The sequence below is a fragment of the Desulfocapsa sulfexigens DSM 10523 genome (genome assembly GCF_000341395.1).
Lineage (GTDB): Bacteria > Desulfobacterota > Desulfobulbia > Desulfobulbales > Desulfocapsaceae > Desulfocapsa > Desulfocapsa sulfexigens.
This window is the reverse complement of sequence record NC_020304.1, coordinates 798,193-819,232: the sequence shown is the minus strand read 5'-3', so window position 1 is coordinate 819,232 and position 21,040 is coordinate 798,193. Positions and strand designations below refer to the sequence as shown.

Below are 21,040 nucleotides of genomic sequence, written 5' to 3'. Positions count from 1 at the left end.
TTTTACAGTTATCGACCAACACCTGCAAATCAGGATCAGCCTCCCTCAATCAAACTTCACTGATAATTTACATGTAACCCACGGAGGAGAATATCACAATGTGGCATATTGTCGCATCTTTCAGAAAGTGGTATAATTTCCCAGAAGCTTTTGTGAACGAAGGCAACCATAAATGCGTACCTTTCAAAAACCCATGCTCTTTTCCCATATCAAACCCATCATCCGCCAGGCTCAGACAGAACAGGTCAGCGTAGCCCTTCCCTGGCTCCTGGCCCTGCGTTGGGGCGCAGTACTTTGCCAGATTGTTCTCATTTTCTCAGTTTGGATGGTAATGCACATTAATATCCCCCTCCTGCCGGTTGCCGCCATAATCCTCTTTGAGGTGGCCGGCAATCTTTACCTTCACCTCAGGCAGCACCGCAACGCCCCGATTTCCAACCAGACAATTCTGGTCATTCTTCTAATGGATACCATCCTCCTCACCGGACTCCTGCACGTCACCGGCGGTGCCATGAATCCCTTTGTATTTCTCTACCTGATTCATATCGTCACCGGGGCCATCATTCTCAGGGAGAAGTGCTCCTGGCTGATCACCGCGACCACTTTGGCCTGCTACAGCCTGCTCTTCTTCTTCCCGCCGGCTTTTATCTCCGAACTTTCCAGCACCAATGCCATGGCTCCTGCTGATCTGCAGCGGATCGACATCCTCACAGGCTCATTTCAACTCCACCTGAAGGGAATGGGAGGGGCCTTTGTCGTCACCTCTCTGTTCGTGGTCTTTTTTGTCAGTAAAATCCAGAGGGCTCTCACTGAAAACCGCCTCAAGATCCAATCTCTGGAAAAGGAACGGCAACGTCATGAGCGCCTGGCGGGCCTGGCCACCTTTGCCGCCGGAGCTGCCCACGAACTTGCCACCCCTCTCAGCACGGTGGCCGTCATCTCCTGTGAGATGATCCATACCCTGGAACAACTGGGAGACAGAGGCGAACTCCTCGACGATGCCCGTCTGATCAGAAGGCAGGTGACGGAGTGTAAGGAGATCCTCTATCAGATGACAGCTGGTGCCGGCGGGCATTTGGGTGAAGAGATCAGGAGTTTTTCGATCCAGCAGGTGGTGGAGCAGATCCTGACCGAGCTCCGGGAAGAAGAGCGAAAGCGGCTCCGGATAGATACAGTACCGGAAGATTTGAATATCGCCATGCCCTTCCGTTCATTGTGCCGGACGATCAAGGGTCTGGTGAAGAACGGACTCGAGGCCTCGCCCCCCCATGAGAAGGTTACCCTGCGCTGGTTTACCAATGCAGGACATCTGGGTATTGAAGTCTGTGATAGAGGTACTGGAATTGAAAAAAGACTGGAAGCCCAAACCAGTAACCCCTTCTTCAGCACCAAGGATACCGGGCTCGGCCTCGGCCTGTTCCTTGCCAGGAGCATGGCAGAACAGTTCGGCGGCGGCCTTTCCATAGAGCCGCTGCCGGATCAGGGCACCAGGGTTACGTTGACCCTGTCCCTGCATATGGCCAGGAAGAACTGCAACAGCAGGCAGACAGCAGGGAGAACAAATGGAAAAGATTTTACTGGTTGATGACGAAGACTTCTTCAGGGAACGATTGAATCAAGCATTTATCCGCAGGGGGTACACCACCTGCACTGCCCGCTGTTACGATGAAGCCATGTCCGTCATTGAGCAGGAGCATCCCGCCATGGCCGTCATCGACCTGAAGATGTCGGGAAAAAGCGGCCTGTCCCTGATCAAAGATGCCCTGGCCATAGCCCCGGAACTGCGCATCGTCGTGCTTACCGGGTACGGTTCCATTGCCACGGCCACTGAGGCCATCCGCCTGGGGGCAGTCGCCTATCTGGCCAAACCCGCTGATCTGGACGAAATCCTCAAGGCCTTTTCCGACGACAACCAGCAACAGGAATACCCCGAAGAGGAAATCCTGCCCCCTTCGCTGGCCAGGGTGGAGTGGGAACATATCCAGCGGGTGCTCGCGGACTGCGACAACAATATCAGCTGCGCCTCCAAAATGTTAGGCATCCACAGGAGAACCCTGCAGAGAAAACTTTACAAATACGCCCCGAAATAACCGCTGGTCAGCGACAACTATAATTCCCGCCTGTGCCATTGCCAGTGACTTGCAGGCACATGCCATCCTTGCTGCAACTCAGAGTGGCCAGACCGCCCGGATGGTGGCTCGTCATCGTCCCCAGCCGGCCATAATCGCTACAAGCCCGGAGGCATCAGTGAGGAGGCAGATGCAGTTACTCTGGGGGGTGAGACCTCTGGAAGTTTCCGACGAAGAATCGGTCAATAAGCTTTTTGACGATGCAATCATTCGTGCCATGGAAAGTGATCTGATGAAATCGGGGGATACCATTGTTATTATTGCTGGCATTCCATTTAAAATAAGTGGATCCACCAATATGCTGAAGATCCATGAGGTGGGAGACATTAACCTCCATGGTCAGGGGATTGGCAAGGAAACAGTTACGGCAGAGGTCACTGTAATAGGAGACCCCCACAGCCTTGATGGATTTAAAGTCGGGAATATTCTTGTTGCCTGCTATACCGATAATTATATGCTGGACAAATTAAGTGGCGCAGCTGGAATTATCACCGAACAACCGGGGCTCACATCGCATGCAGCAATTGTTGGCCGGGAAAAAAATATTCCTGTTATTACAGGGGTAAAGGGTGCCATTGAGAAACTGAAAAGTGGCCAGGTAGTAACTATGAACTGCCATCATGGCCAGATTTACCAGGCAAGGTAGTAAGTGGTATGAAACGTAACCCTTTTGGTGCACTTCTTGATAAAACAACTCCTCCCGAAGGATTGTTGCTGCTGACTCTCTCTGTTATTATTGGTGGCTCCACAGGGCTTGCGGCCGTGGCTTTTATCCATCTTATTGCAATTATCCAGAACAGATCCTATACCACAGTCCACTTCCTCTTCCCTCATCTTGGCATCTGGAGTTATGCCCTGGTGCCAATCGGCGGGGCTTTGCTGGCTGGACCTGTAATAGCCTGGTTTGCCCGTGAAGCAAAGGGGCACGGGGTGCCGGAAGTTATGCAGGCACTCGTTATGAGTGGAGGCAGGATTCGACCACGTGTCGCAATTGCAAAGATAGTTGCCTCTGCACTCTGTATCGGAACCGGAGGATCAGCCGGACGTGAAGGACCTATTGTTCAAGTTGGCGCCACCCTTGGATCGTCGGTTGGTCAGATTCTTCATCTCTCTGATGACCGTATAAAAAACCTTGTGGCCTGTGGAGCCGCCGCAGGAATAGCAGCTACTTTTAATGCTCCCATTGCAGGTGTTGCCTTTGCCATTGAAGTATTGATGTGTGAATTGAAGGTCCGTGCCTTTGGCAATGTGGTTATTGCAGCAGTTTCTGCCGCTGTGGTCAGTCAGATGTATCTTGGTGACCGGCCGGCTTTTACTGTGCCGTCCTACACAATGGAATCACCCCTGACCATTTTCTTTTATCTGCTTCTTGGCTTGGTTGCCGCACTCGTCGGTGTAGCATTTATTCGAATGCTGTCCTGGTTTGAGGATGTTTTTGATAACTGGAATTTTCCTCTCCTGTGGAAACCTGCTGTTGGTGCTCTGTTTCTTGGATTGCTTGGTGTTTTCTATATTAACTTTACCAATACCAGTTTTAGTAATCCCACCGAATTCCAGTTGGGAATGCCGCTTATTGAAAATATTCCCCATGTTTATGGACCGGGATTTACTTTTATTGAAGAGGTGTTGCATGGCGGTACGGATTTCTGGATTTTGGCTCTTCTTGTCCTCTTAAAGCCACTTGCCACCTCCTTGACCCTTGGTTCTGGAAACTCTGGTGGTGTCTTTGCCCCTTCGCTTTTTATAGGCGCAATGCTTGGTGGGGCCATGGGAGAACTTTTTTTTGCCTGGCAGCCAGAGCTTGCAGGACCTCCAGGTGCCTATGCCCTTGTCGGTATGGCTGCAGTTTTTGCTGCCTGTGCCCGCGCTCCGCTGACTGCAATGCTTATTGTTTTTGAAATGAGCAATGATTACGCACTCATCCTGCCACTTATGCTCACCGCGGTTACTGCTACCTATCTTGCCCAGTATCTGCATCCGGAATCCATTTATACGGTGAAGCTCGTAAAACGTGGCATACGTTTTGACCAGGGACGCGATAAGGATATCATGCAGGGGGTACAGGTGCGTGAGGTCATGCTGCGCTCACCACTGACCATTTATAAGAATCAGAGCCTTGCAGAGCTGTATCAGCGTTTCCAGGAAACAAACCTTCTTGGCTTTCCAGTGCTTGATGAGAATGATGAACTTTGGGGAATCGTTACTCTCCAAGATATGGAAAGGGCTTTATCAGCGGAAGCTGTGAATCTTCGAACATTAAAGGTTGAAGATCTTGCAACGGTTGACCCATTGACGGTGTTCTCAGATGAGCCTATCTATACAGCTATTCAGAAGATGGCTCCAAGAGATCTTGCGAGATTACCGGTTGTTTCAAGAAAATCAAAAAACAAGCTCCTTGGGCTGATAAGTCGTAGTGATATTTTAAGGGCCTATGATGTTGGTATTGTGCGTAAACAACGGGGTCAGTTGCTTGAGGAACAGACTACGTTACGACGGGAGCAGTACAATGATTTTACAGAATTTCGTTTGAAGGCAGGGGCTTACGCAGTTGGAAAAAACATCAAAGAATTACACCTCCCAGGTTCCATAAATGTGGTCTCACTGGATAGAGAGGGAGTTTTACATATCCCCCATGGTACTACATCTTTTGCTGCCGGTGATATAGTCACTCTCTTTGGCAGGAAAAATCTTCTTAAGTCCTCTGAAAAACTATTTCTTTCAGGGAAAAAATAGGTTTATCCGGTTAACTGATTTTATGGAGAATGTCCTCGACAGAACCAATGGTGGTACGATGTGCAAAATAGTTTAAGATACCAATTTTATACTTGAGTGCCATCTGTCCACGTCTTATAAAATGTTTAGGGCTTGCAGCCAAGGCATCAAACATCACTGATCAAAGAACTTTATAGCTTTTTGGAGATTCGGTTGGTCCCAGAGCAGCGGCAATCACCTAATCTGACAGTTATTGATAATAAAGTATGATCGTTATGTATGTATGTTATTACGTATATATAGTAGCAATGTAATGTTTTAGAATTATGTAAAACGGAAGACCTTAGTAATGGCTATTGATTGTAGAGGGGAGAAACAGAAAAAACAGAATCACCGAAGTGAAACTGCACCTTAGGAGAAGAAGCTTTTCAGGAGGATGTTTGGCCGAACACTCCTGTAACAAAGTCATAGTGCCTTTAATTTCTTCCTGATCCAGCTTGGATTTCGACGACAATCAAGCACCGCTATAACGAGGACAGTGTCTTCAGCCACACTGTAATATACGGCAAAAGGAAAATGTTTGGACAGTAAGCGATGGTATCCCCATAATTTTAAATGAATGCCGCCGTAGAAACACAGGGAATCAATATCAGAGTAAAGTGCATCAAGGAAGTAGGTGCCAAGTCCGAACTGTTGCTGTTCATAAAAAAGATATCCTTGTTCAAGGTCCTTTTCAGCGAGGTCTGTAATTTCTACCCGCACGAAACATTCCTTCTGATCCTTTTTTTAGCTTCTCCCCAGTCAGAGACCTTTATCTTCCCTGAACTTAAAGCCTGTTCACGTTCTTTGAGAATTTCCTCATGCCAAGCAGGTGATTTAAAAACAGTATCATTTTTTACCAAGTCATCCCAGAGAGTTTCCAGCAGATCGAGTTTTTGTTCGAATGAGTACTCCGCCAAAGGCAGTTCAACACGTTCCATAATATTCTCCATAAGTTGAAAGCTGTTCTCTTCGCTACGTGTAAGAATATAATAACAACCGCCTTCCCAATATGCAAGTGGACCTCATTGTGCAGAGTTTAGAGTTGCGCTTTCCGTAAGAGGAGAGCACTGGTAATATTTAACAATTTGTCAAAACTGGAATTTAACCTTATTCCTGAATATACGTAATTAAAAAAAGATTGAGTCAATAATCAAGGTTGCAGAGTTTTGGTGGCAAGTGGACACAGCGAACAGAAAAAAATAGATTTCACACCTGAGGTCGGAGGAAAATAAGACAGAATTTCAAGCGCTTGAATTATAATATATGGCCTGAATTAGAAAACCCTACCGCTCAATCCAGCGATATCCCATTCCATACTCGGCACTGATGGCATCAAATTCAGGGTCTGTTTCACGAAATTTTTCCCTGATTCTTCTCACATGGGCAGCGATGGCGTTATTGGTGACCACCACGTTTGCCGCAGCCATAAGCTGGTCATGTGATTTTACGTGACCAGGCCTTCGAACAAGGGCAGTTAAAATCCAGAATTCCGTGAGAGTCAGGCTGATCTGTTTATCTTTCCAGTAAATCTGTTTCCGTTCCTCCTCGATACGAAGCGAACCGTGAACGACAACAGTCTCATCCCGGCGAGTTGCTGTTCCTGCAATGGCTTCCAACATCTTGAAAAGAGCCGAGATACGTACCGGAAGAAAGTCAAGAGTGGTGGTGTCTTTGGTGAGGTAATCCCAGGCACCAAGGCGAAGACCGGAAACGCGATCCAGGTCAGAGTTTCTGGCAGTGAGAAAGATGATGGGGAGAGTGGGGGACAGGTTCCGCAGTTCCCGGCAGAGCTCAAATCCTCCCTCCATTTCATCGTGAAGCATCACATCAAGGATTGCAAGATCGGGAAGTTTGCTTGCAAAGGCGCTACTCGCCTCAGCTCTTGAATCATAGCTGTTTACCTGGTAACCGTCACGTATCAGGGCCTGGGCGTAGTTATTGCGCAGGGCCTCGTCATCTTCTACCAGGGCTATTGTGTATGTCATTTTTCTCCACGAGTTAAGCTCTTACTCACCCCTCTCTTAGCACAAATAGTTACATCTGGCCATCATCGGATGCATTTTGTCATAATGTGTCATTTTTTAAAGGTGAAAAGTCATTGTTCTCTCCTTCATTTGTCATTGTCATGGACTTTATTGAGGGACAGTGAAAAGAGGATTTGTGCAATTTATTACGAGACAGGAGAGACAAATGGCCAACAGGAAAGATGACAGAAGAAGAACAGCACTGGATCCGGGGAATACGCTCTTCGTCGTGTATGTGGGATTGGTGATGGTTATTATTCTTCTATCCATGGTAGCAGATGGCTATGCGGCTTTGGATTCCGTGGCAAACAGAGAAGTAATTCTGTCGGATGTGCAGCAGGGTTCTTTGCTCTTTGCTGCGAGTGGTAATGAAGGAAAATATGAAGCTGCACCACAGCTTTCACAGGATGTGGAGATATATATAAGCGCCATGACGGCAAGAACCATGGTTCGGCAACGCTTTGCCAATAACACGGATCGGTGGCAGGAGGCGATTTATGTTTTTCCTCTGCCAGATGAATCTGCTGTGGATCAGCTGCGAATGAAAATTGGCGAAAGGTTAATCGAAGGAGAGATAAGGGAGAAAGAAGAAGCAAAAAAGGTGTACGAAAAGGCAAAAAAAAGAGGGAAAGAAGGCCTCTCTTCTCTCTCAGGAACGAGCAAATATTTTCACAATGGCCGTTGCCAATATTCCTCCCGGTGAAGAGATAGAGGTTGAAATCCAGTTCCAGCAGGTGGTGGCTTTGAGCAATGGGGTGTTTTCCCTTCGCTTTCCCATGGTGGTTGGACCACGTTATATCCCTGGAAGGCCTTTGATGGCGGATAGCGATGTGGGGACAATTCAGTTTAGTGGTACGGGCTGGGCCATGGATACCGATCGGGTTCCCGACGCATCACGAATCACACCTCCCGTTGCATCAGATAGACAGCAGAATCCAGTTCGTCTTATGGTTGAACTGGCTGCAGGATTTCCTGTGTCCAGGCTTGAGAGTCTCTATCATGGTATAACCGTGGAAGACAAAGAGAGAGATGTGAAGGTGCTTCACTTTGATGGTAGTGTGAAGGCGGATCGTGATTTTGTTCTCGAATGGGAGGCGGCACAACAGTATCATCCCCATGCAGCACTTTTCAGCGAAAAACATGGCGGTGATACCTATCTGTTGATGATGCTCAGTCCCCCGACCCTTGATCTTACCGGGCAGGCACCTCCAAGGGAGGTTGTCTTTGTGCTGGATACCTCGGGATCTATGGCCGGCCCTTCAATTGTCCAGGCACGGGAAGCGTTGATTCTCGCCATTTCACGTCTCAGCGAACATGATCGTTTCAACGTGATTGAATTTAATTCCGATTCCAGGAGGTTATTTGACCACGCCGAAGCGGCCGATGCAGAACACCGGAAAAAGGCGATCAGGTTTGTCAGTTCTCTCAAGGCTGAAGGGGGCACCGAGATTGCCAGGGCACTGGATCTGGCACTTGATGGAAGAAAGAATCATGAGCGCATCCGTCAGGTTATGTTTCTCACCGATGGCAGTGTTGGAAATGAAAAAGAACTCCTTGCCATGATTGCCTCGCGGCTTGGTGATTCCCGTCTCTTTACTGTTGGCATCGGTTCTGCTCCCAATTCCTACTTTATGTCACGGGCAGCTGGTATGGGGCGGGGGAGTTATACCTATATCGGAAAGACGAGTGAAGTGGAGGAAAAGATGGCCCGGTTGTTTCAGAAACTGGAGCATCCTGCGATCACCGATATCGCGGTGAAAAACAGCAGTGGTAAGTCTTTGCTGGGTTATCCAAATCCCATTGCGGACCTCTATGCGGGAGAGCCCCTGGTGGTTTCTCTGAAGATACCGGAAGGAAATGAACAGGAGGTCCTGAGTATCAGTGGTCATCTCGGTCTTGATCTGTGGCAGGAACAAGTGGACTTGCAGAAACTTGCAGAGAGGCCCGGGATTGCAACACTCTGGGCAAGAAAGAAGATTCGTTCCCTGATGGATTCTCTGGCGCTTGGGGCAATGGAGGAGGATGTTCGGAGGGAAGTGCTGAATACCGCATTGGCCCATCATCTGGTCAGTCGTTATACCAGTCTGGTGGCAGTTGAAAAAGAAGTGTCACGTCCTCCTGAAGAAGATCTTCGTCAGTCAGCCCTGAGAAGCAATCTTCCCCATGGCTGGCAGGCACAGAAAATATTTGGTGGTACTGCGAAAACAGCGACTCCTGCTCAGCTTCAAATTGTTATTGGGGCCTTTCTGCTGCTTATTGCGTTTTTATTTCTGTTTTGGGGAAGGAGGCAGCGGGCATGAAAACAGGACTTTTGCGCATCATCGTCTTTGTCCTGCTGGCAGGTGGCAGTTTTCTCCTGGCTGACGGCTGTTGGATACGGACAAAGGCGGTGCTTGCTCAGATTCTTTTGCAGCACGCCTGGGAACAAACTCTGGCAAGCGGAGAACAGACAAAGCCGTGGCCCTGGGCCGATACCTGGCCCGTAGCACGTCTACAGGTGGAGCGGCTTGGGGTTGATTTGATTGTGCTTGAGGGAGAGAGTGGTGAGGTGCTCGCCTTTGGGCCTGGACATCTTCCTGGAAGTAGTGATCCTGGCAGTAATGGCCATTGTATTCTGGCAGGGCACCGAGACACTAATTTTCAATTTTTACAGGATCTGCGCAAGGATGATATTGTAACGATACAGCCGGTAATTGGGGGATTGCAAAAATACAGAGTCATGGAGAATGTGATCCATAAAGCAGAGGATCTTTATTTTCAGGAAAGTGACGCGTCTTCCTTGACACTTCTGACCTGCTATCCATTCGATACGTTACGATCGAATACACCGTTCAGGTATCTGGTGTTTGCGGAAAGGGAGGTGTGAACCTATCCCGTATTTTTCCCATTGCCATCAGATTGATCGGAAAGTGGATGTATTTTTTTTAATACGATGGGGATTCTGATAATGACCATGGTGCCACCTTCTTCGATATTGCGTAGTTCAATGTCGCCGTTATGTTTCGATATTATTTGCTGGCAGAGCGTCAGGCCAAGTCCCAAATGGTCTGTTTTTGTACCGGTGAATGGGTGGATGGCTTTGCCAGGGGTTATATTTTTCAGGCCACTACCGGTATCGCTGAACACAATATAAAGGTTATCTTCGTCCATTCTCGTTTCGATCTTAATATGACCGTTATTCTCAGCCATGGCCTCAAAACTGTTTTCAAGGAGATGGAACAGTGCCTGGCGAAGCAGGGAAGGGTCAACCTGAATAACCGGGAGATCCTGTTGGATATTTGAACTGAGCATGACCCCGATTAAACGGACTTCGACAGCGATATCTTTGCACCACTGGTTCAGGAAAGTGCTCATGTTCGTTGCTTGCATGTGAGGCCGCAAAGGGCGAACTACATCGCAAATATCGGTAATAACCTCCTCCATCTTTCCTACCTGTACTGCTGCACGTTTGAGGCGTTTCCGCACTCCGTGTCCAATATCCGGGCGTGTCATTATGCGTCGAATAAGGCCGCCGAAGATCATCAGCGGATTTCGCAGTTTGTGAGTTAAGCGTCCGGCCATCTCTCCCACGGCAGCCATACTGTCAAGACGACTTAATTTGTGTTTTAACTGAATATGTTCTTTTTGAATTGCTATTATTTCCCATAGGAACTGTGCGGCAACATGATCGAGAATTTTGACCTCTGGTCGTTTGCGGTGATACAGTTCCTGAAGTACTGTGTCACTGCCAGTCAGTTCAATGATTAGAGAAAGGCGCGGGTCTGACAGGAATTGATCAAAAGTACTGCTGGTGGGGATGGCGAGTTTCTCGGCAAGCACTCTTCCGCTGGCAGTAGGGTTGGGGTCAACTGCACCGATGACTTTTGGGCGTATGTTTTGGAAGGAATAGTCGGTAAGCAGGTTTAGGATGTCATAGCAACCATGTCCTCCCCCAACAAAAAGAATATACAGAGTAGGGGGAAGGGATACAGAGGAAGAGACCATTGCAGTTACCTCTAAGATGACTTCATATGGGGCCTGTTTGAAAGCGATTTCTTTTGAGTTGATCCTATCACAAAATGTGAAAGAACGGTACCTATCAAAGGGGGCGAATTAATCTGACATCAGCTGGCTATTAAGAATATCAGCATAGTATTTCCAGAGATGCACATCAGGAGTGTAGTAAGGTGTCAATTGCGTCGGTGAGGCTTGCAAGGGTATAGGGTTTTTGGAGAAATCCCTGGACTCCCATTGACAGTGCCTTGCGGGCGCGTTCGTCATGGATAAACCCTGAGACCATAAGTACCTTTACTTCAGGATCCTGTTCTTTGAGGTGCCTGTATACTTCATGGCCATGCATTTTGGGCATTACCAGATCCAGCAGTACCGCAGATATTTCGGAACTCTTTTCACGAAACAGTTGAAGACCTTCCTCTCCGTCTTTAGCTAATAAAACGGTATAGCCGGCTTGGCGCAGGATAAGTTCTGCCATATTTCGGACAATGGCTTCGTCATCGATTACCAGAATAGTTCCACTGCCGAATGTTAATCCGGTTGCTTCGGATTGCACGTCAGTGGCACTTGAACCGTCTTCTCTTTCTGCGGAGAGCAGATAGATACTGAAGGTCGTTCCGTTTCCGGGCTTGGAGCTTACCTCTACGATGCCATTGTGTTGCCGGATGGTAGAGTATACGATGGATAGTCCAAGGCCAGTTCCCAAGCCATATTCTTTGGTTGTATAAAAGGGGTCAAAGATCTTTTTTATTGTAGTGTCATCCATACCGACACCTGAATCGACAACGGTGATGCACCAGTAGTTGCCCTCCACTGCATTACTGTGACGTTCACAAAAGAGCTTGTCAGCCAAAAAAGAAGTGACTGAAAGAGACAAAATACCACCCCAGTCATTGTGGTCGCGGTGCATTATGGTCATAGCGTGGGAAGCGTTGATGCAGATGTTTAACAGGACCTGCTCTATCTGGGATGAATCAGCATTGCTCATTGCCAGTTCATGCTCATAGATTTCCCTGATTTCAATACTTTTATCAAAGGAATTCCTGCATATATTGACAACGTGCCGGATCGATTCATTCAGATCAATTTTCCCTATACTCATTTCCTGTTTTCGGGAAAGAGCAAGTAACTGCTTGACAAGTTCCGATGCCCTTCTTGAAGATATCTCAATGGTACCAATGCTTTTGTTGAGTGTCTTGTCGTCGAGTTTCCCTGATTCCATGGTATATTTTAAAAGAGAGGCTGTTCCCACAATACCTGAGAGTATATTGTTGAAATCGTGGGCAATGCCCCCGGCGAGTGTGCCGATAGTTTCCATCTTTTGGGCTTGCTTTAGTTGTTCATCTTTTTCGTGGAGTTCTGAAACATCATCAATGCGTATAACAGCGCCCTGTGCATCCGCTGTTAATGGCGAAATAAAGATAGCATAGAGCTTCTCTTGATTTTCGGCCAGTTTTTGCTGATACAATTCAAGGGGGGTACCTGTCTGAATTACATCCTGTACATTGCTGCGATACTGTTCAAACAGTGGGATGAAAGAACAGATGTTTTTTCCAATGCCTTCCTGTTCATCCATCCCCATAAAATTCAGGGCTGCCTGATTTAACGCTGTGATCTTCGCATATTGATCTACCGATATCACCATGGAAGACATGGAGTCGATGATATTTTTCAGATAGCTCCTCATGGACTGAATCTGGTCAGTCTTTTGTTTGATCTCTGAGTATGACGCATCCAGATTATTTACCATCCCGTTAAAGGAGGAGGCCAGTTCGCCAAATTCATCGGCCCGGTGAATATCCATGCGCTGCTTGAAATCGCCAGCCTGGATTTTTAACATCAGGTCTCGGAGGGTAATAATTGGTTCTGTGACCATTTTGGATAACAGGTAATTTCCCGCTGACCCAAGAGTCAGCAGAATACTTGTCAGAAAGACCATTAAAAAGATAAAAGAATACTGCTTATAGCGCATCATATCATCCAACAGGAAGTAGACTTGGATAAATCCCATCCGTTCACCGATTGCTTTAATCTCATAGAAATATTGCAGTACGGTATGGTCTTGCCATTGGCTGATATTGCTATCTGTACCTCCACGGGTCAGCACCCTGGTCGGTATTGTCAATTCGTCCGGGGAGGTTGTCGGTCCCTCAAAAGCAATAATTTCCCCTTTTTTGTCATGAACACTGATAAGGAGAACTCCATCGACACGGAGCATATCTTTGAGGCGAATCTTGATGGATTTGTCGCTGTGGTCAAAAATTTCGTTGGCTATGGGGTCCTTGTCTCTTTCAATGAGAGTCTGAATCAATAGTTTGTTCCGATCCAGGATATAGTCACTAATCTGGTTTTGGAACGGGATGTAGGTAGCCGTAAAAAGCAGAGAGAAGAGAGTGAAAATTCCCAGGATACTGATTAAAGCCTTTTGTTTTAAGCCAAGGTCAAACATCTTAAGGTGCGTTTTTTATGGTTGTACTGCTTTGACAAATGAGGAGGAACCCTTTTCAAGACGGAGAATCACCGCGGCCTTCACAGGATCACCGGTTGCATCGAAGGTGATATTTCCCGTGGCTCCTTGAAAATCAACGGTGTTGGCAAGGGCAATTTGGATCGCCTTTCTGTCGCTGCTCCCTGCCCGTGTAATGCTGTCCATAAGTACCATTAAGGCGTCGTTCGCCAGTACCAGGCGAGAGCCTTTAAATTCGGTTTTACCGTACTTTGCTATGAGCCTGGCGCTAATGGGATTGGGATTGTCCGGATGCCAGTGATTAGTGAAATAATTGCCGTCGATTTCAGGGCCAGCAAAGGTGTACATTGCTTCATTCCAGCCGTCTCCACCAGCGAAAACAAAATTGTTTCCCATTTTTATCGATTGTCGGATAATCAGGGCAGAATCCCGACTGTAACCGGACAGGTAGACCACATCAGGTTTTAAACGATGCAGATCTTCAATTTCTTTTTCAAAGTCCGTGTCGGGGCGGATGTAGTCATAGGTGGCAAGTACTGTACCGCCAAGATTTTCAAATGATTGACTGAACTCCTGCGACAGGCCTCTGCTGTAGGAACTGCTTGCATTGACAAATATTGCGGCCGTAACTGCTTGTAAATCTTCACGGACAAATTTAGCCATGACTTTTCCCTGGAAGGGATCTGTGAAACAGACGCGGAAAATAAAATTACCAACTTCGGTAACCTCGGGTTTTGTAGCCAGGGGGGATACGAGCGGGATTCCTTCTTTTTGAAAAACCTCGGCAAGGGCGGTGGTATTGGCACTCCAGGCCGCCCCAATTACACTTACCACATCGGTTTTCACTGCATCTAAAGCGGCCTGCTTTGAGCCGAGTGGGGTGCTTTGGTTGTCAAATTCGATTAATTCAACTGGTCTGTTCAGGATGCCGCCTGTTTTGTTTATATCATCCGTTAGAAGTCGGATAGCTTTGAAGAAATCTTCCCCCACATCAGAAGCTCGTCCGGTTTTCGCAAAAATAACTCCGATACGAATCGGCTCAGCACAGGCATTTGAGGTAAAAAGGACAATAAACAATCCAATAAATAGCAAATTTTTCATGCATAGTACCTTTCAGGAGGATTATTCAATCACGGTGATATGTACGGAATATTTAAATATACCACAGTGCTTTGAGACGGAGGGTAAGTATTCTCCAACGTTGTTGTTGTGTCGACAACGGAAATACTGGGGAAATTTCCACTTGAAAGCAAGTCGCTCTCCGCGTTTTCTTTAACCAGTGTTTATCTACCAGTAAGTAGATAGTAAGCTATAAATTTATATATTTTCAGTGCTGTCTCATAGTTTTCCCCACAGTAAAAGCTGTGGAGAAACAGGTTGTTGTTTGTCTGGCGGCCTAAAAAGATCTGCCAAGGCACGCCGTTGAAACAGGTTCAGTTGTAAAACTCTGAGTATTTGCTGCATGGAGGCACCCAATTTAGCTTTAAAATTAAGATATGCAATCAGCAGATAAACACACAAAGCTATCCAGACTTGGGTGAGGACTGCGTTTTTTGATGTACCCAGAAATGTCTTGATTTTGAGGTTTTGCTTGATCCATTTGAAAAATTGTTCGATCTGCCACCGCTCTTTATAGATCGCCGCTATCTCTGCAGCTTTTAGATGGTGAGCATTAGTAACAAAACGGTATTCCTGGCCAGTTTCCAGGTCTGTGTAGGCAACAAGACGAAGTGGATCTTTAATATTTTTGAGTTTTATTTGCTGGTCATTGGTTACGCCAGGACTTTTGCGACCAGCCCGTTTGAAAAGATATTCAGCATCAGCATTGCTTTTCAAACGGGTCACAAAGAAAATTCCGTCTTTCATGAGGGAGGAATACCAGCCATAATCTGTAAAACCTCTATCAAAGACAGCAAATGACCCTTTGGGGAGCTTGAGTGTTTCTTTTGCCCAGTTGATTTCATGGACTTTACCATCGGTCATGTCCATAAAAGTAGGAAGGTAACCATCAGCATCTATACCCATGTGCAGTTTGACAGCGCCTTTTCTTTTACGGAATTCAGCCCATGGAAATACTGACAAGCAAAGATCAATAGTTGTTGTATCAAGTAGGTACAGCTTGTTTTTAAAAGAAAACTTGTGACCGGGTGTCACCGTTTGACACTTTTTCAACAGATCAGAAAACACAGTTTCGTAAAGGGATGCTGGCTGTTTTTCATTTACTCTTGCCAGTGTCGCCCTTGAAGTTGGTTTCATGCCGAGGTGATATAAACGATTTTTTTGCGCCTTCAAATTATCAGTAATATCACGAAGGCTTTTTCTACTGGAAAGTTGTCCTATCAGCATTGCCATAAACTGGCTCCAGCGGTCATAGGATCTGAATTTCTGGCCCGAATGATGAAGTTTGGCATGATCATCAAAAACATGTCTGTTAATAAGTGAAGTAATTTGACTAAGGATTGTGTTATAATGCGCCATGGCTCGGATCTCCTTGTATTAAATGGCTTTTTGGTAGAAATCATTATAACACAAAGAGCTCTCCGAGCCTCTTTTTATTGTTCAACTATGAGACAGCACTGATATATTTTATATTGACCTATCATCAATAATATCGAATATCGACAAATAATGACAGTATCAAATGATACCAGTAAGAATTGGAACCATGGATACTATTGCTCAAGTTTCTGATATTCTGTAACGTGCTGATAAACAGTACTTTTTTCTCTTTGCATGCAGCCTTCATCCTAAATGGCTTCAATCTGATATCTTTGATGAAATCGTTTTTCTGGATCGTGAACTCTTGGTTTCGGTTGATTTTTGTTAAAAAAAAATAAAATATCTAAATAAAAGAGTAATGGAAAGCTGATGTGCTCTATGTTAAAAGAGAATACTAAATTTTAGATGGAGAGAAACAATATGTTTTCTAGAAAACAGTTTATATATATTACTTTATTGTGTGTCACATCCCTGATACAGACAGGTTGCTCTATTTCCTATTCTCTTGAGAAGTCATCGGATTCTGTCTCAGCGAGTCTTGATTCCATAACTTCCATAACGTCTATCTCAACGTCATCTTCCGGTGGTAGCGAGGAAGAGGCAAAAATAAATGCAACGGGTACTGTCTACGAAGAAGATGTCGCTGCTGTCACCGTCCTCTATGTCAGTCGGGAGAAGACCACCGATGACTATCAACGCCAGGTTACAGCTATTGCCAAGAACCATGGAATCAGTGACTGGGAACAGGAAGAAAGTACCTTTCTTGCTATGGGAAAGGGTTTGAGACGTGCAGGGGTGAGTGAGGATTCCATCACTAATTTACCGTTTTTCCGTTCCATCGCCAAGAGCTCAAACTATTCAAGCGTTATAAAGGGTTATAAGATGTAAGATTGCAGTGATCTGCTATGCCACGGTTACTTTGTTTGCCAGTACTGCTCTTTTTCCTGTGGCTTCCCTCTCAGCTTGCTGCTGCTGAAGTCACGAAACAGCCCGATAAGGTTTCCATTGATTTCCTCTATATCAATGCCAATGCCGGTGAGGCAGCCGGTGGCCATACGGCCTTACGCCTTGGTGATGCAGTTTTTCATTATCAGTTCTTTCCCGATTCAACTTTTCTTCTTGTTCGTGAACCCTGGGATTCCTTTCGCTTTTTATACAATGACCTCCATAATCGCAGTATTGCCATTGCTGCGCTCCCACTGGATCTCTCAGCAGCTATACAGATACGCAATCATTTTGCGGAATTGCTTGCTGCTCAGGAGCAGTTTTTTAATGCTCTTGAACAACTCCGTCAGGAAAAACGATTTGTTGAGAGCCTGCTTGCCGGAAAGACTGATGTTGCGGTGGACTGTCTCGGCTTTTTCACGAATACCTGGAGGGCTGTTTCTCCGTCGGATCTTCCGAGATATATAGAGAAAACATTGGGCGCAGATTTCCTTGAATTCACTTTGAAAGAGGTGGAAGGAGAGCTGTATAAAGCTGTTGCTGCAATGAATCAGGGCAGAAGACCGGGAAATGGATTTCAGGAGATTCTTGCCCTTCGGGAAGCTCTACGAGTGCTTTTGGATAATCGGGCACTGACCGATGATGCCCTTATTCCAGCGATGGATAAGGAGGTGTCGTTGAATGTCTCTGAGAGAGAAATCTTGAAAGCATTTGGAGACCACCTTGCCGAATCACTTGTTGAATTACTTCGGTCCAGACGTCCCGACAGGGGAACGGCTATTCTTCTTCAGACTGCCAGATTCCTGGCGGTTCAAAGTTCACTGGAGAAAGGGCAGATGTTGACCCTTGATCCATTTTTTGCAGATGTGCGGGAGGTGAAACTCAGTGATGAGGACATCGAGGGTGGCCGGTTACGGATTCTGCAGGAGGGGTTGCTGGAGCAGTCTGAAAAACGCCGTGAGTTGTTTTTTAAAGAAGGACGTCACCTCGAGATTGCCTATACACTTATGGAGACTGGCCGGGCAAGGGCCTGGGAGTTGGAGCAGGTAAATGGTGGGCAGCGAAGGGTGCGGCTCCTGACGAAAGTGACCCTGCCGACACGGTCTGGCAATGTAACAGTTGATACACTGCATCCGGACCCTGATGGTGTTAAGGAAAATATCCAAATACTCGAAGAGGAGATTGCAGAAAAACAGAAAAAAAGTGAGAAACTTTATGGCTACAATCTCTTTACCCGGAATTGTGCCACCGAACTGATACGTTCCCTCAATTCAACCTTTACAGATTCTGAATCAGGAAAAAATGTTCTTGGCGGCTGGATGGAACCGGACAGCGGATTTGCCTTTATACCCTTTCTCTTCTATGAACAATCGGTTAAGGCCTTTTCTCTGCAGGATGAACAGTTCCTTCAGGCCAGACGTCTGCGGAATCTGGAGACTTTGTATGCCGAGGAGAACGACCTTGTCGTCTGGCTCAGGGAATCAAACACAGTAAGCTCTACTCTGTACCAGCCTCGCAGCAAAGATACTCCTTTTCTGTTTTTTACAGATGACTCTCTGCTGTTGCGTCCGCTTCTGGGTCTTGTAAATGTGGCCTATGGTATTGCACACGGAGTGGCCGGTCTGGCAATGCTTCCTCTTGATGGAAGAGAAAACCTGAATCAGGCGTTGCGGGGAATTTTTTACAGTCTACCGGAACTGACATTCGGAAATATCAGGAAGGGGAGTTACTCCATGGGGGAGTCTGAGAACAGGTTATAGAAAGGAATTATCGGTGATACGAGTTTGACATCTTTCTAATCTCTTCCATTACCCTTTTCCGCAGTGAATCTGGCGCGATAACGTTTGCCCTTGAACCATACTGAAGGATCTTCATAATGATTTCCCTGTCATCATTAACCGGCAGGGTAAGAACAATGCCGTTTTCTGTCTCTTCGATCAGCTGATTTTCGTGCCAGAATTGCCTGCGTACCAGTTCTGCAGCGGTGGAGGTGAAGGCGATTTTTGCATGATAGCGAAATTCTCCTGCGAAAATGCCAAAGGCATCATCGAGAAAGGACTCTGGGACGAGGTGTTGCGTGTCATTTCGTTTTGTTCCCGTTTCCGCTTTTTCGATTCTTGCCATATGAAAAAGACGATGCCCCTTTCTCAGGTAGCAATACGCAAGAAGGTACCAGCGTCCCTGGTAGTTGATCAGGCGCTGGGGGTCAATTGTACGACTGCTTTTTGCACCTTCAACCGAGCAATACTCAACCTCAAGGAGACGGTCTTTCAGCACCGCTTCAACGATTGTTTCAAAAATGGCTGGTGCCAGTGTCTCAACCTCTACCCATTGACAGAGGACGTTGTCCATTACCCGTTCATAGCCTGGAGCAATCAACTGACTCAGGCGTTTCTCTAGTTTTTTCATCTCTGGAAGGCTGCCAAGTCCTGCTTCATCTGCCATTTTATTGAGCAAGCCCATGAGGAAGAGAATCTTTGGGCTTTCTTCAAAGGGGAGGGAAAAGTCGTTTTCAGTGTAGCAAAAGCCCTTGCGACTGGAGTTGAATGCCAGGGGGGCGAGCAGTCTGTCACGCATATAGCTGATATCGCGATGAGCGGTGGCGCGGGAAAGTTCAAACTCTTTCATCAGGCTCTGGGCATTGGGAAAGCGGTCGGCTTTGAGTTGCTGGTGAAAAAAGTAGATACGTTCGAGGCGGCTCATTCGACGGTGTGGCAATAATACATTGAGTTTTTGAGAGTGGTTTTACACGGCTGGTTATTTGGGTTTGCGACGATGTTTTACTGGAAGGATCTTCAGCTGTTCCCGGTATTTTGCAACGGTACGGCGGGCGATTTCGATATTTCTTTCGGCAAGTTTTTCAGAAATACTGTTATCACTGAGGGGTTTGTGAGGATCTTCGTCCTGAATCATTTTCCGGATACGCTCCCGGATTGATTCTGCGGCAAGTGACTCCTCCCCGGCTCGTGGAATGGCTGTGGAAAAGAAATATTTCAGTTCATATATCCCGAGAGGAGTGTGCACATACTTGTTTGATGTTACCCGGCTGATAGTGGACTCGTGCATTTCTATATCTTCGGCAACGTCACGCAGGATGAGTGGTTTGAGGCGGGTTGCTCCATGTTCGAAAAACTCGCGCTGGAATTTGAGGATACTTTCCATTACCTTGAATATGGTACGCTGGCGCTGATGCAAAGACTTGATGAACCATCCGGCATCTTTAAGCTTCTCCCTGATATAGGCCTTTGATGACTTTTCGATGGTGCCCTCATCGGCCTGCAGCAGTTCCTGCAATTGGGAGGAGAGTTTCAGGTTGGGAATATCCTCTTCGTTGAGATGGATAACAAATTCGCCATCGATTTTTCGAACATAGACATCCGGGACAACATAGTTCGTTGTTTCGGTGCTGTAGGGAAGACCCGGATACGGGGTGAGCTCGGAGGTGATGAACTCAATAGCCTTGATTACTTCATTACGTTTGCGGCCCGTTGCCTGGCTGATGGCCTTGTAATTGCGGGTCTGCAGATGGTTAAGATGATCTTTAACGATTTCTGCGGCAAGGGAGTCTTTCATTCCCATGCGTTCCAACTGAAGAAAGAGTGACTCGGAGACGTCACGGGCGGCAATGCCTGGAGGATCGAGATCCTGAATAACCTCAAGAATATATTCTGCAGAATCGCGGTCACATTTGGTGGCTTCCATGACCTCTTCAAGACTACATTCGAGAAATCCGTAACGGTTAAGGTTACCGGCAATAAAAAGAGCAGTATCCCATTCTTCAGGTTCGAGTTCGGCGTGGGCGAGCTGCCACTGCAGATAGGCGAGGAGGCCCGGTTTTTCTGAGATGAAATCAAACTGGCTGGGAGCATCCGCCGCAGGTGTCTCGTGGGAAAAGGAAACATTGCTGTCAAAGGTGTTGGCGTAGTCTTCCCAATTTGTCTCGGGGATAGTGTCTTCTGCTCTGACCTGATCGGTATAATCCTGCTCCTTCTCCGTTCCTTTCTGTTCGGTTGTTGTGGAGAGGCTTTGCGGGTTTTCGCGATGCTCCTGAATGCTGACATCCTCTTCGAGGCCCGGATTCTGCTCAATCTCGGCCTGTAGTGCATCGCCAAGCTCCAGCCGGTTCATCTGTAGCAGTTTAATGGCCAGACGCAACTGAGGCGTCATTACCAGTTTTTGTGATAGCTTGAGCTGTTGTCTGAGTTCGAGGGCCATTGGTGTTGTTTACA

Annotated in this window: 17 protein-coding genes and 1 pseudogene; 9 read left to right on the top strand and 9 right to left on the bottom strand. The window is 46.8% G+C overall.

What is annotated here, in order from left to right; translation table 11 throughout:
- The first annotated feature begins 172 nt into the window (after positions 1–172).
- The 4 genes from UWK_RS03570 to UWK_RS03555 are packed head-to-tail and all read left to right on the top strand — an operon-like array spanning position 173 to position 4,862.
- Entirely contained in the window at positions 173–1,585 is a 1,413-nt protein-coding gene (locus UWK_RS03570; protein ID WP_015402980.1) for an ATP-binding protein, read from the top strand.
- Complete coding sequence (locus tag UWK_RS03565; RefSeq protein ID WP_015402979.1) at positions 1,563–2,090, top strand: response regulator transcription factor; 528 nt, start codon at positions 1,563–1,565, stop codon at positions 2,088–2,090. The genes UWK_RS03570 and UWK_RS03565 overlap by 23 nt, the downstream gene beginning before the upstream one ends.
- A 19-nt stretch (positions 2,091–2,109) precedes the next feature.
- On the top strand, positions 2,110–2,775 hold the full coding sequence (locus tag UWK_RS03560; protein WP_322740796.1) for a pyruvate kinase alpha/beta domain-containing protein: 666 nt from the start codon (positions 2,110–2,112) through the stop codon (positions 2,773–2,775).
- Between the two features lie 8 nt (positions 2,776–2,783).
- Complete coding sequence (locus UWK_RS03555; RefSeq protein WP_015402977.1) at positions 2,784–4,862, top strand: chloride channel protein; 2,079 nt, start codon at positions 2,784–2,786, stop codon at positions 4,860–4,862.
- A 444-nt stretch (positions 4,863–5,306) separates the two neighbouring features.
- On the opposite strand, the gene UWK_RS03550 is transcribed toward UWK_RS03555, so the two are convergent.
- From UWK_RS03550 to UWK_RS03540, 3 genes are all read right to left on the bottom strand, one after another.
- A complete protein-coding gene (locus UWK_RS03550; protein ID WP_015402975.1) occupies positions 5,307–5,603 on the bottom strand; it encodes a type II toxin-antitoxin system RelE/ParE family toxin in 297 nt (98 codons plus the stop codon).
- A complete protein-coding gene (locus tag UWK_RS03545) occupies positions 5,594–5,821 on the bottom strand; it encodes an addiction module protein (RefSeq protein ID WP_015402974.1) in 228 nt (75 codons plus the stop codon). Before UWK_RS03545 ends, UWK_RS03550 begins: the two co-directional genes overlap by 10 nt.
- 345 nt (positions 5,822–6,166) lie before the next feature.
- Positions 6,167–6,868 carry a response regulator gene (locus UWK_RS03540; protein ID WP_015402973.1) on the bottom strand — a complete coding sequence of 234 codons (702 nt, stop codon included), beginning with the start codon at positions 6,866–6,868 and terminating at the stop codon, positions 6,167–6,169.
- 205 nt (positions 6,869–7,073) lie between these two features.
- Between UWK_RS03540 and UWK_RS19945 the strand changes: the two genes are divergently transcribed.
- The 3 genes and pseudogenes from UWK_RS19945 (at position 7,074) to UWK_RS03530 (ending at position 9,773) form a co-directional block, all read left to right on the top strand.
- Positions 7,074–7,610 carry a VIT domain-containing protein gene (locus UWK_RS19945; protein WP_052326959.1) on the top strand — a complete coding sequence of 179 codons (537 nt, stop codon included), beginning with the start codon at positions 7,074–7,076 and terminating at the stop codon, positions 7,608–7,610.
- A pseudogene (locus UWK_RS03535) lies at positions 7,552–9,207 on the top strand (marine proteobacterial sortase target protein); the annotation flags it as partial. The gene UWK_RS19945 and the pseudogene UWK_RS03535, both read left to right, overlap by 59 nt.
- The gene (locus UWK_RS03530; protein ID WP_015402972.1) at positions 9,204–9,773 is read left to right on the top strand and encodes a class GN sortase; all 570 of its coding nucleotides are present in this window, start codon (positions 9,204–9,206) and stop codon (positions 9,771–9,773) included. The pseudogene UWK_RS03535 and the gene UWK_RS03530, both read left to right, overlap by 4 nt.
- 2 nt (positions 9,774–9,775) lie before the next feature.
- Here UWK_RS03530 and UWK_RS03525 read toward each other — a convergent pair whose 3' ends face one another.
- The 4 genes from UWK_RS03525 to UWK_RS03510 form a co-directional block, all read right to left on the bottom strand.
- On the bottom strand, positions 9,776–10,891 hold the full coding sequence (locus UWK_RS03525; protein WP_015402971.1) for a sensor histidine kinase: 1,116 nt from the start codon (positions 10,889–10,891) through the stop codon (positions 9,776–9,778).
- 166 nt (positions 10,892–11,057) lie between these two features.
- Positions 11,058–13,349, bottom strand: a complete 2,292-nt coding sequence (locus tag UWK_RS18135; RefSeq protein WP_015402970.1) for a hybrid sensor histidine kinase/response regulator — start codon at positions 13,347–13,349, stop codon at positions 11,058–11,060.
- 15 nt (positions 13,350–13,364) lie between these two features.
- The gene (locus tag UWK_RS03515) at positions 13,365–14,468 is read right to left on the bottom strand and encodes an ABC transporter substrate-binding protein (RefSeq protein WP_015402969.1); all 1,104 of its coding nucleotides are present in this window, start codon (positions 14,466–14,468) and stop codon (positions 13,365–13,367) included.
- Between the two features lie 237 nt (positions 14,469–14,705).
- Positions 14,706–15,845, bottom strand: a complete 1,140-nt coding sequence (locus UWK_RS03510; RefSeq protein ID WP_015402968.1) for an IS4 family transposase — start codon at positions 15,843–15,845, stop codon at positions 14,706–14,708.
- 441 nt (positions 15,846–16,286) lie between these two features.
- On the opposite strand from UWK_RS03510, the gene UWK_RS03505 reads away from it, so the two are divergent.
- Both UWK_RS03505 and UWK_RS03500 read left to right on the top strand, forming a co-directional pair.
- Complete coding sequence (locus tag UWK_RS03505) at positions 16,287–16,754, top strand: putative lipoprotein (protein ID WP_015402967.1); 468 nt, start codon at positions 16,287–16,289, stop codon at positions 16,752–16,754.
- 17 nt (positions 16,755–16,771) lie between these two features.
- Positions 16,772–18,571, top strand: a complete 1,800-nt coding sequence (locus UWK_RS03500; RefSeq protein WP_015402966.1) for a hypothetical protein — start codon at positions 16,772–16,774, stop codon at positions 18,569–18,571.
- Positions 18,572–18,578: 7 nt separating this feature from the next.
- Here the strand turns inward: UWK_RS03500 and UWK_RS03495 are convergent, their stop codons facing one another.
- Positions 18,579–19,514 (bottom strand): helix-turn-helix transcriptional regulator, encoded by a 936-nt coding sequence (locus UWK_RS03495; protein ID WP_015402965.1) that lies wholly within the window; start codon positions 19,512–19,514, stop codon positions 18,579–18,581.
- Between the two features lie 54 nt (positions 19,515–19,568).
- Complete coding sequence (rpoN, locus tag UWK_RS03490; RefSeq protein WP_015402964.1) at positions 19,569–21,026, bottom strand: RNA polymerase factor sigma-54; 1,458 nt, start codon at positions 21,024–21,026, stop codon at positions 19,569–19,571.
- Positions 21,027–21,040 lie beyond the last annotated feature (14 nt).

Coding starts and splice junctions, on each gene's coding strand:
- UWK_RS03570 (WP_015402980.1), top strand. CDS start 173: ATGCGTACCTTTCAAAAACCCATGCTCTTTTCCCATATCAAACCCATC.
- UWK_RS03565 (WP_015402979.1), top strand. CDS start 1,563: ATGGAAAAGATTTTACTGGTTGATGACGAAGACTTCTTCAGGGAACGA.
- UWK_RS03555 (WP_015402977.1), top strand. CDS start 2,784: ATGAAACGTAACCCTTTTGGTGCACTTCTTGATAAAACAACTCCTCCC.
- UWK_RS03545 (WP_015402974.1), bottom strand. CDS start 5,821: ATGGAACGTGTTGAACTGCCTTTGGCGGAGTACTCATTCGAACAAAAA.
- UWK_RS03540 (WP_015402973.1), bottom strand. CDS start 6,868: ATGACATACACAATAGCCCTGGTAGAAGATGACGAGGCCCTGCGCAAT.
- UWK_RS19945 (WP_052326959.1), top strand. CDS start 7,074: ATGGCCAACAGGAAAGATGACAGAAGAAGAACAGCACTGGATCCGGGG.
- UWK_RS03530 (WP_015402972.1), top strand. CDS start 9,204: ATGAAAACAGGACTTTTGCGCATCATCGTCTTTGTCCTGCTGGCAGGT.
- UWK_RS03525 (WP_015402971.1), bottom strand. CDS start 10,891: ATGGTCTCTTCCTCTGTATCCCTTCCCCCTACTCTGTATATTCTTTTT.
- UWK_RS18135 (WP_015402970.1), bottom strand. CDS start 13,349: ATGTTTGACCTTGGCTTAAAACAAAAGGCTTTAATCAGTATCCTGGGA.
- UWK_RS03515 (WP_015402969.1), bottom strand. CDS start 14,468: ATGAAAAATTTGCTATTTATTGGATTGTTTATTGTCCTTTTTACCTCA.
- UWK_RS03510 (WP_015402968.1), bottom strand. CDS start 15,845: ATGGCGCATTATAACACAATCCTTAGTCAAATTACTTCACTTATTAAC.
- UWK_RS03505 (WP_015402967.1), top strand. CDS start 16,287: ATGTTTTCTAGAAAACAGTTTATATATATTACTTTATTGTGTGTCACA.
- UWK_RS03500 (WP_015402966.1), top strand. CDS start 16,772: ATGCCACGGTTACTTTGTTTGCCAGTACTGCTCTTTTTCCTGTGGCTT.
- UWK_RS03495 (WP_015402965.1), bottom strand. CDS start 19,514: ATGAGCCGCCTCGAACGTATCTACTTTTTTCACCAGCAACTCAAAGCC.
- rpoN (WP_015402964.1), bottom strand. CDS start 21,026: ATGGCCCTCGAACTCAGACAACAGCTCAAGCTATCACAAAAACTGGTA.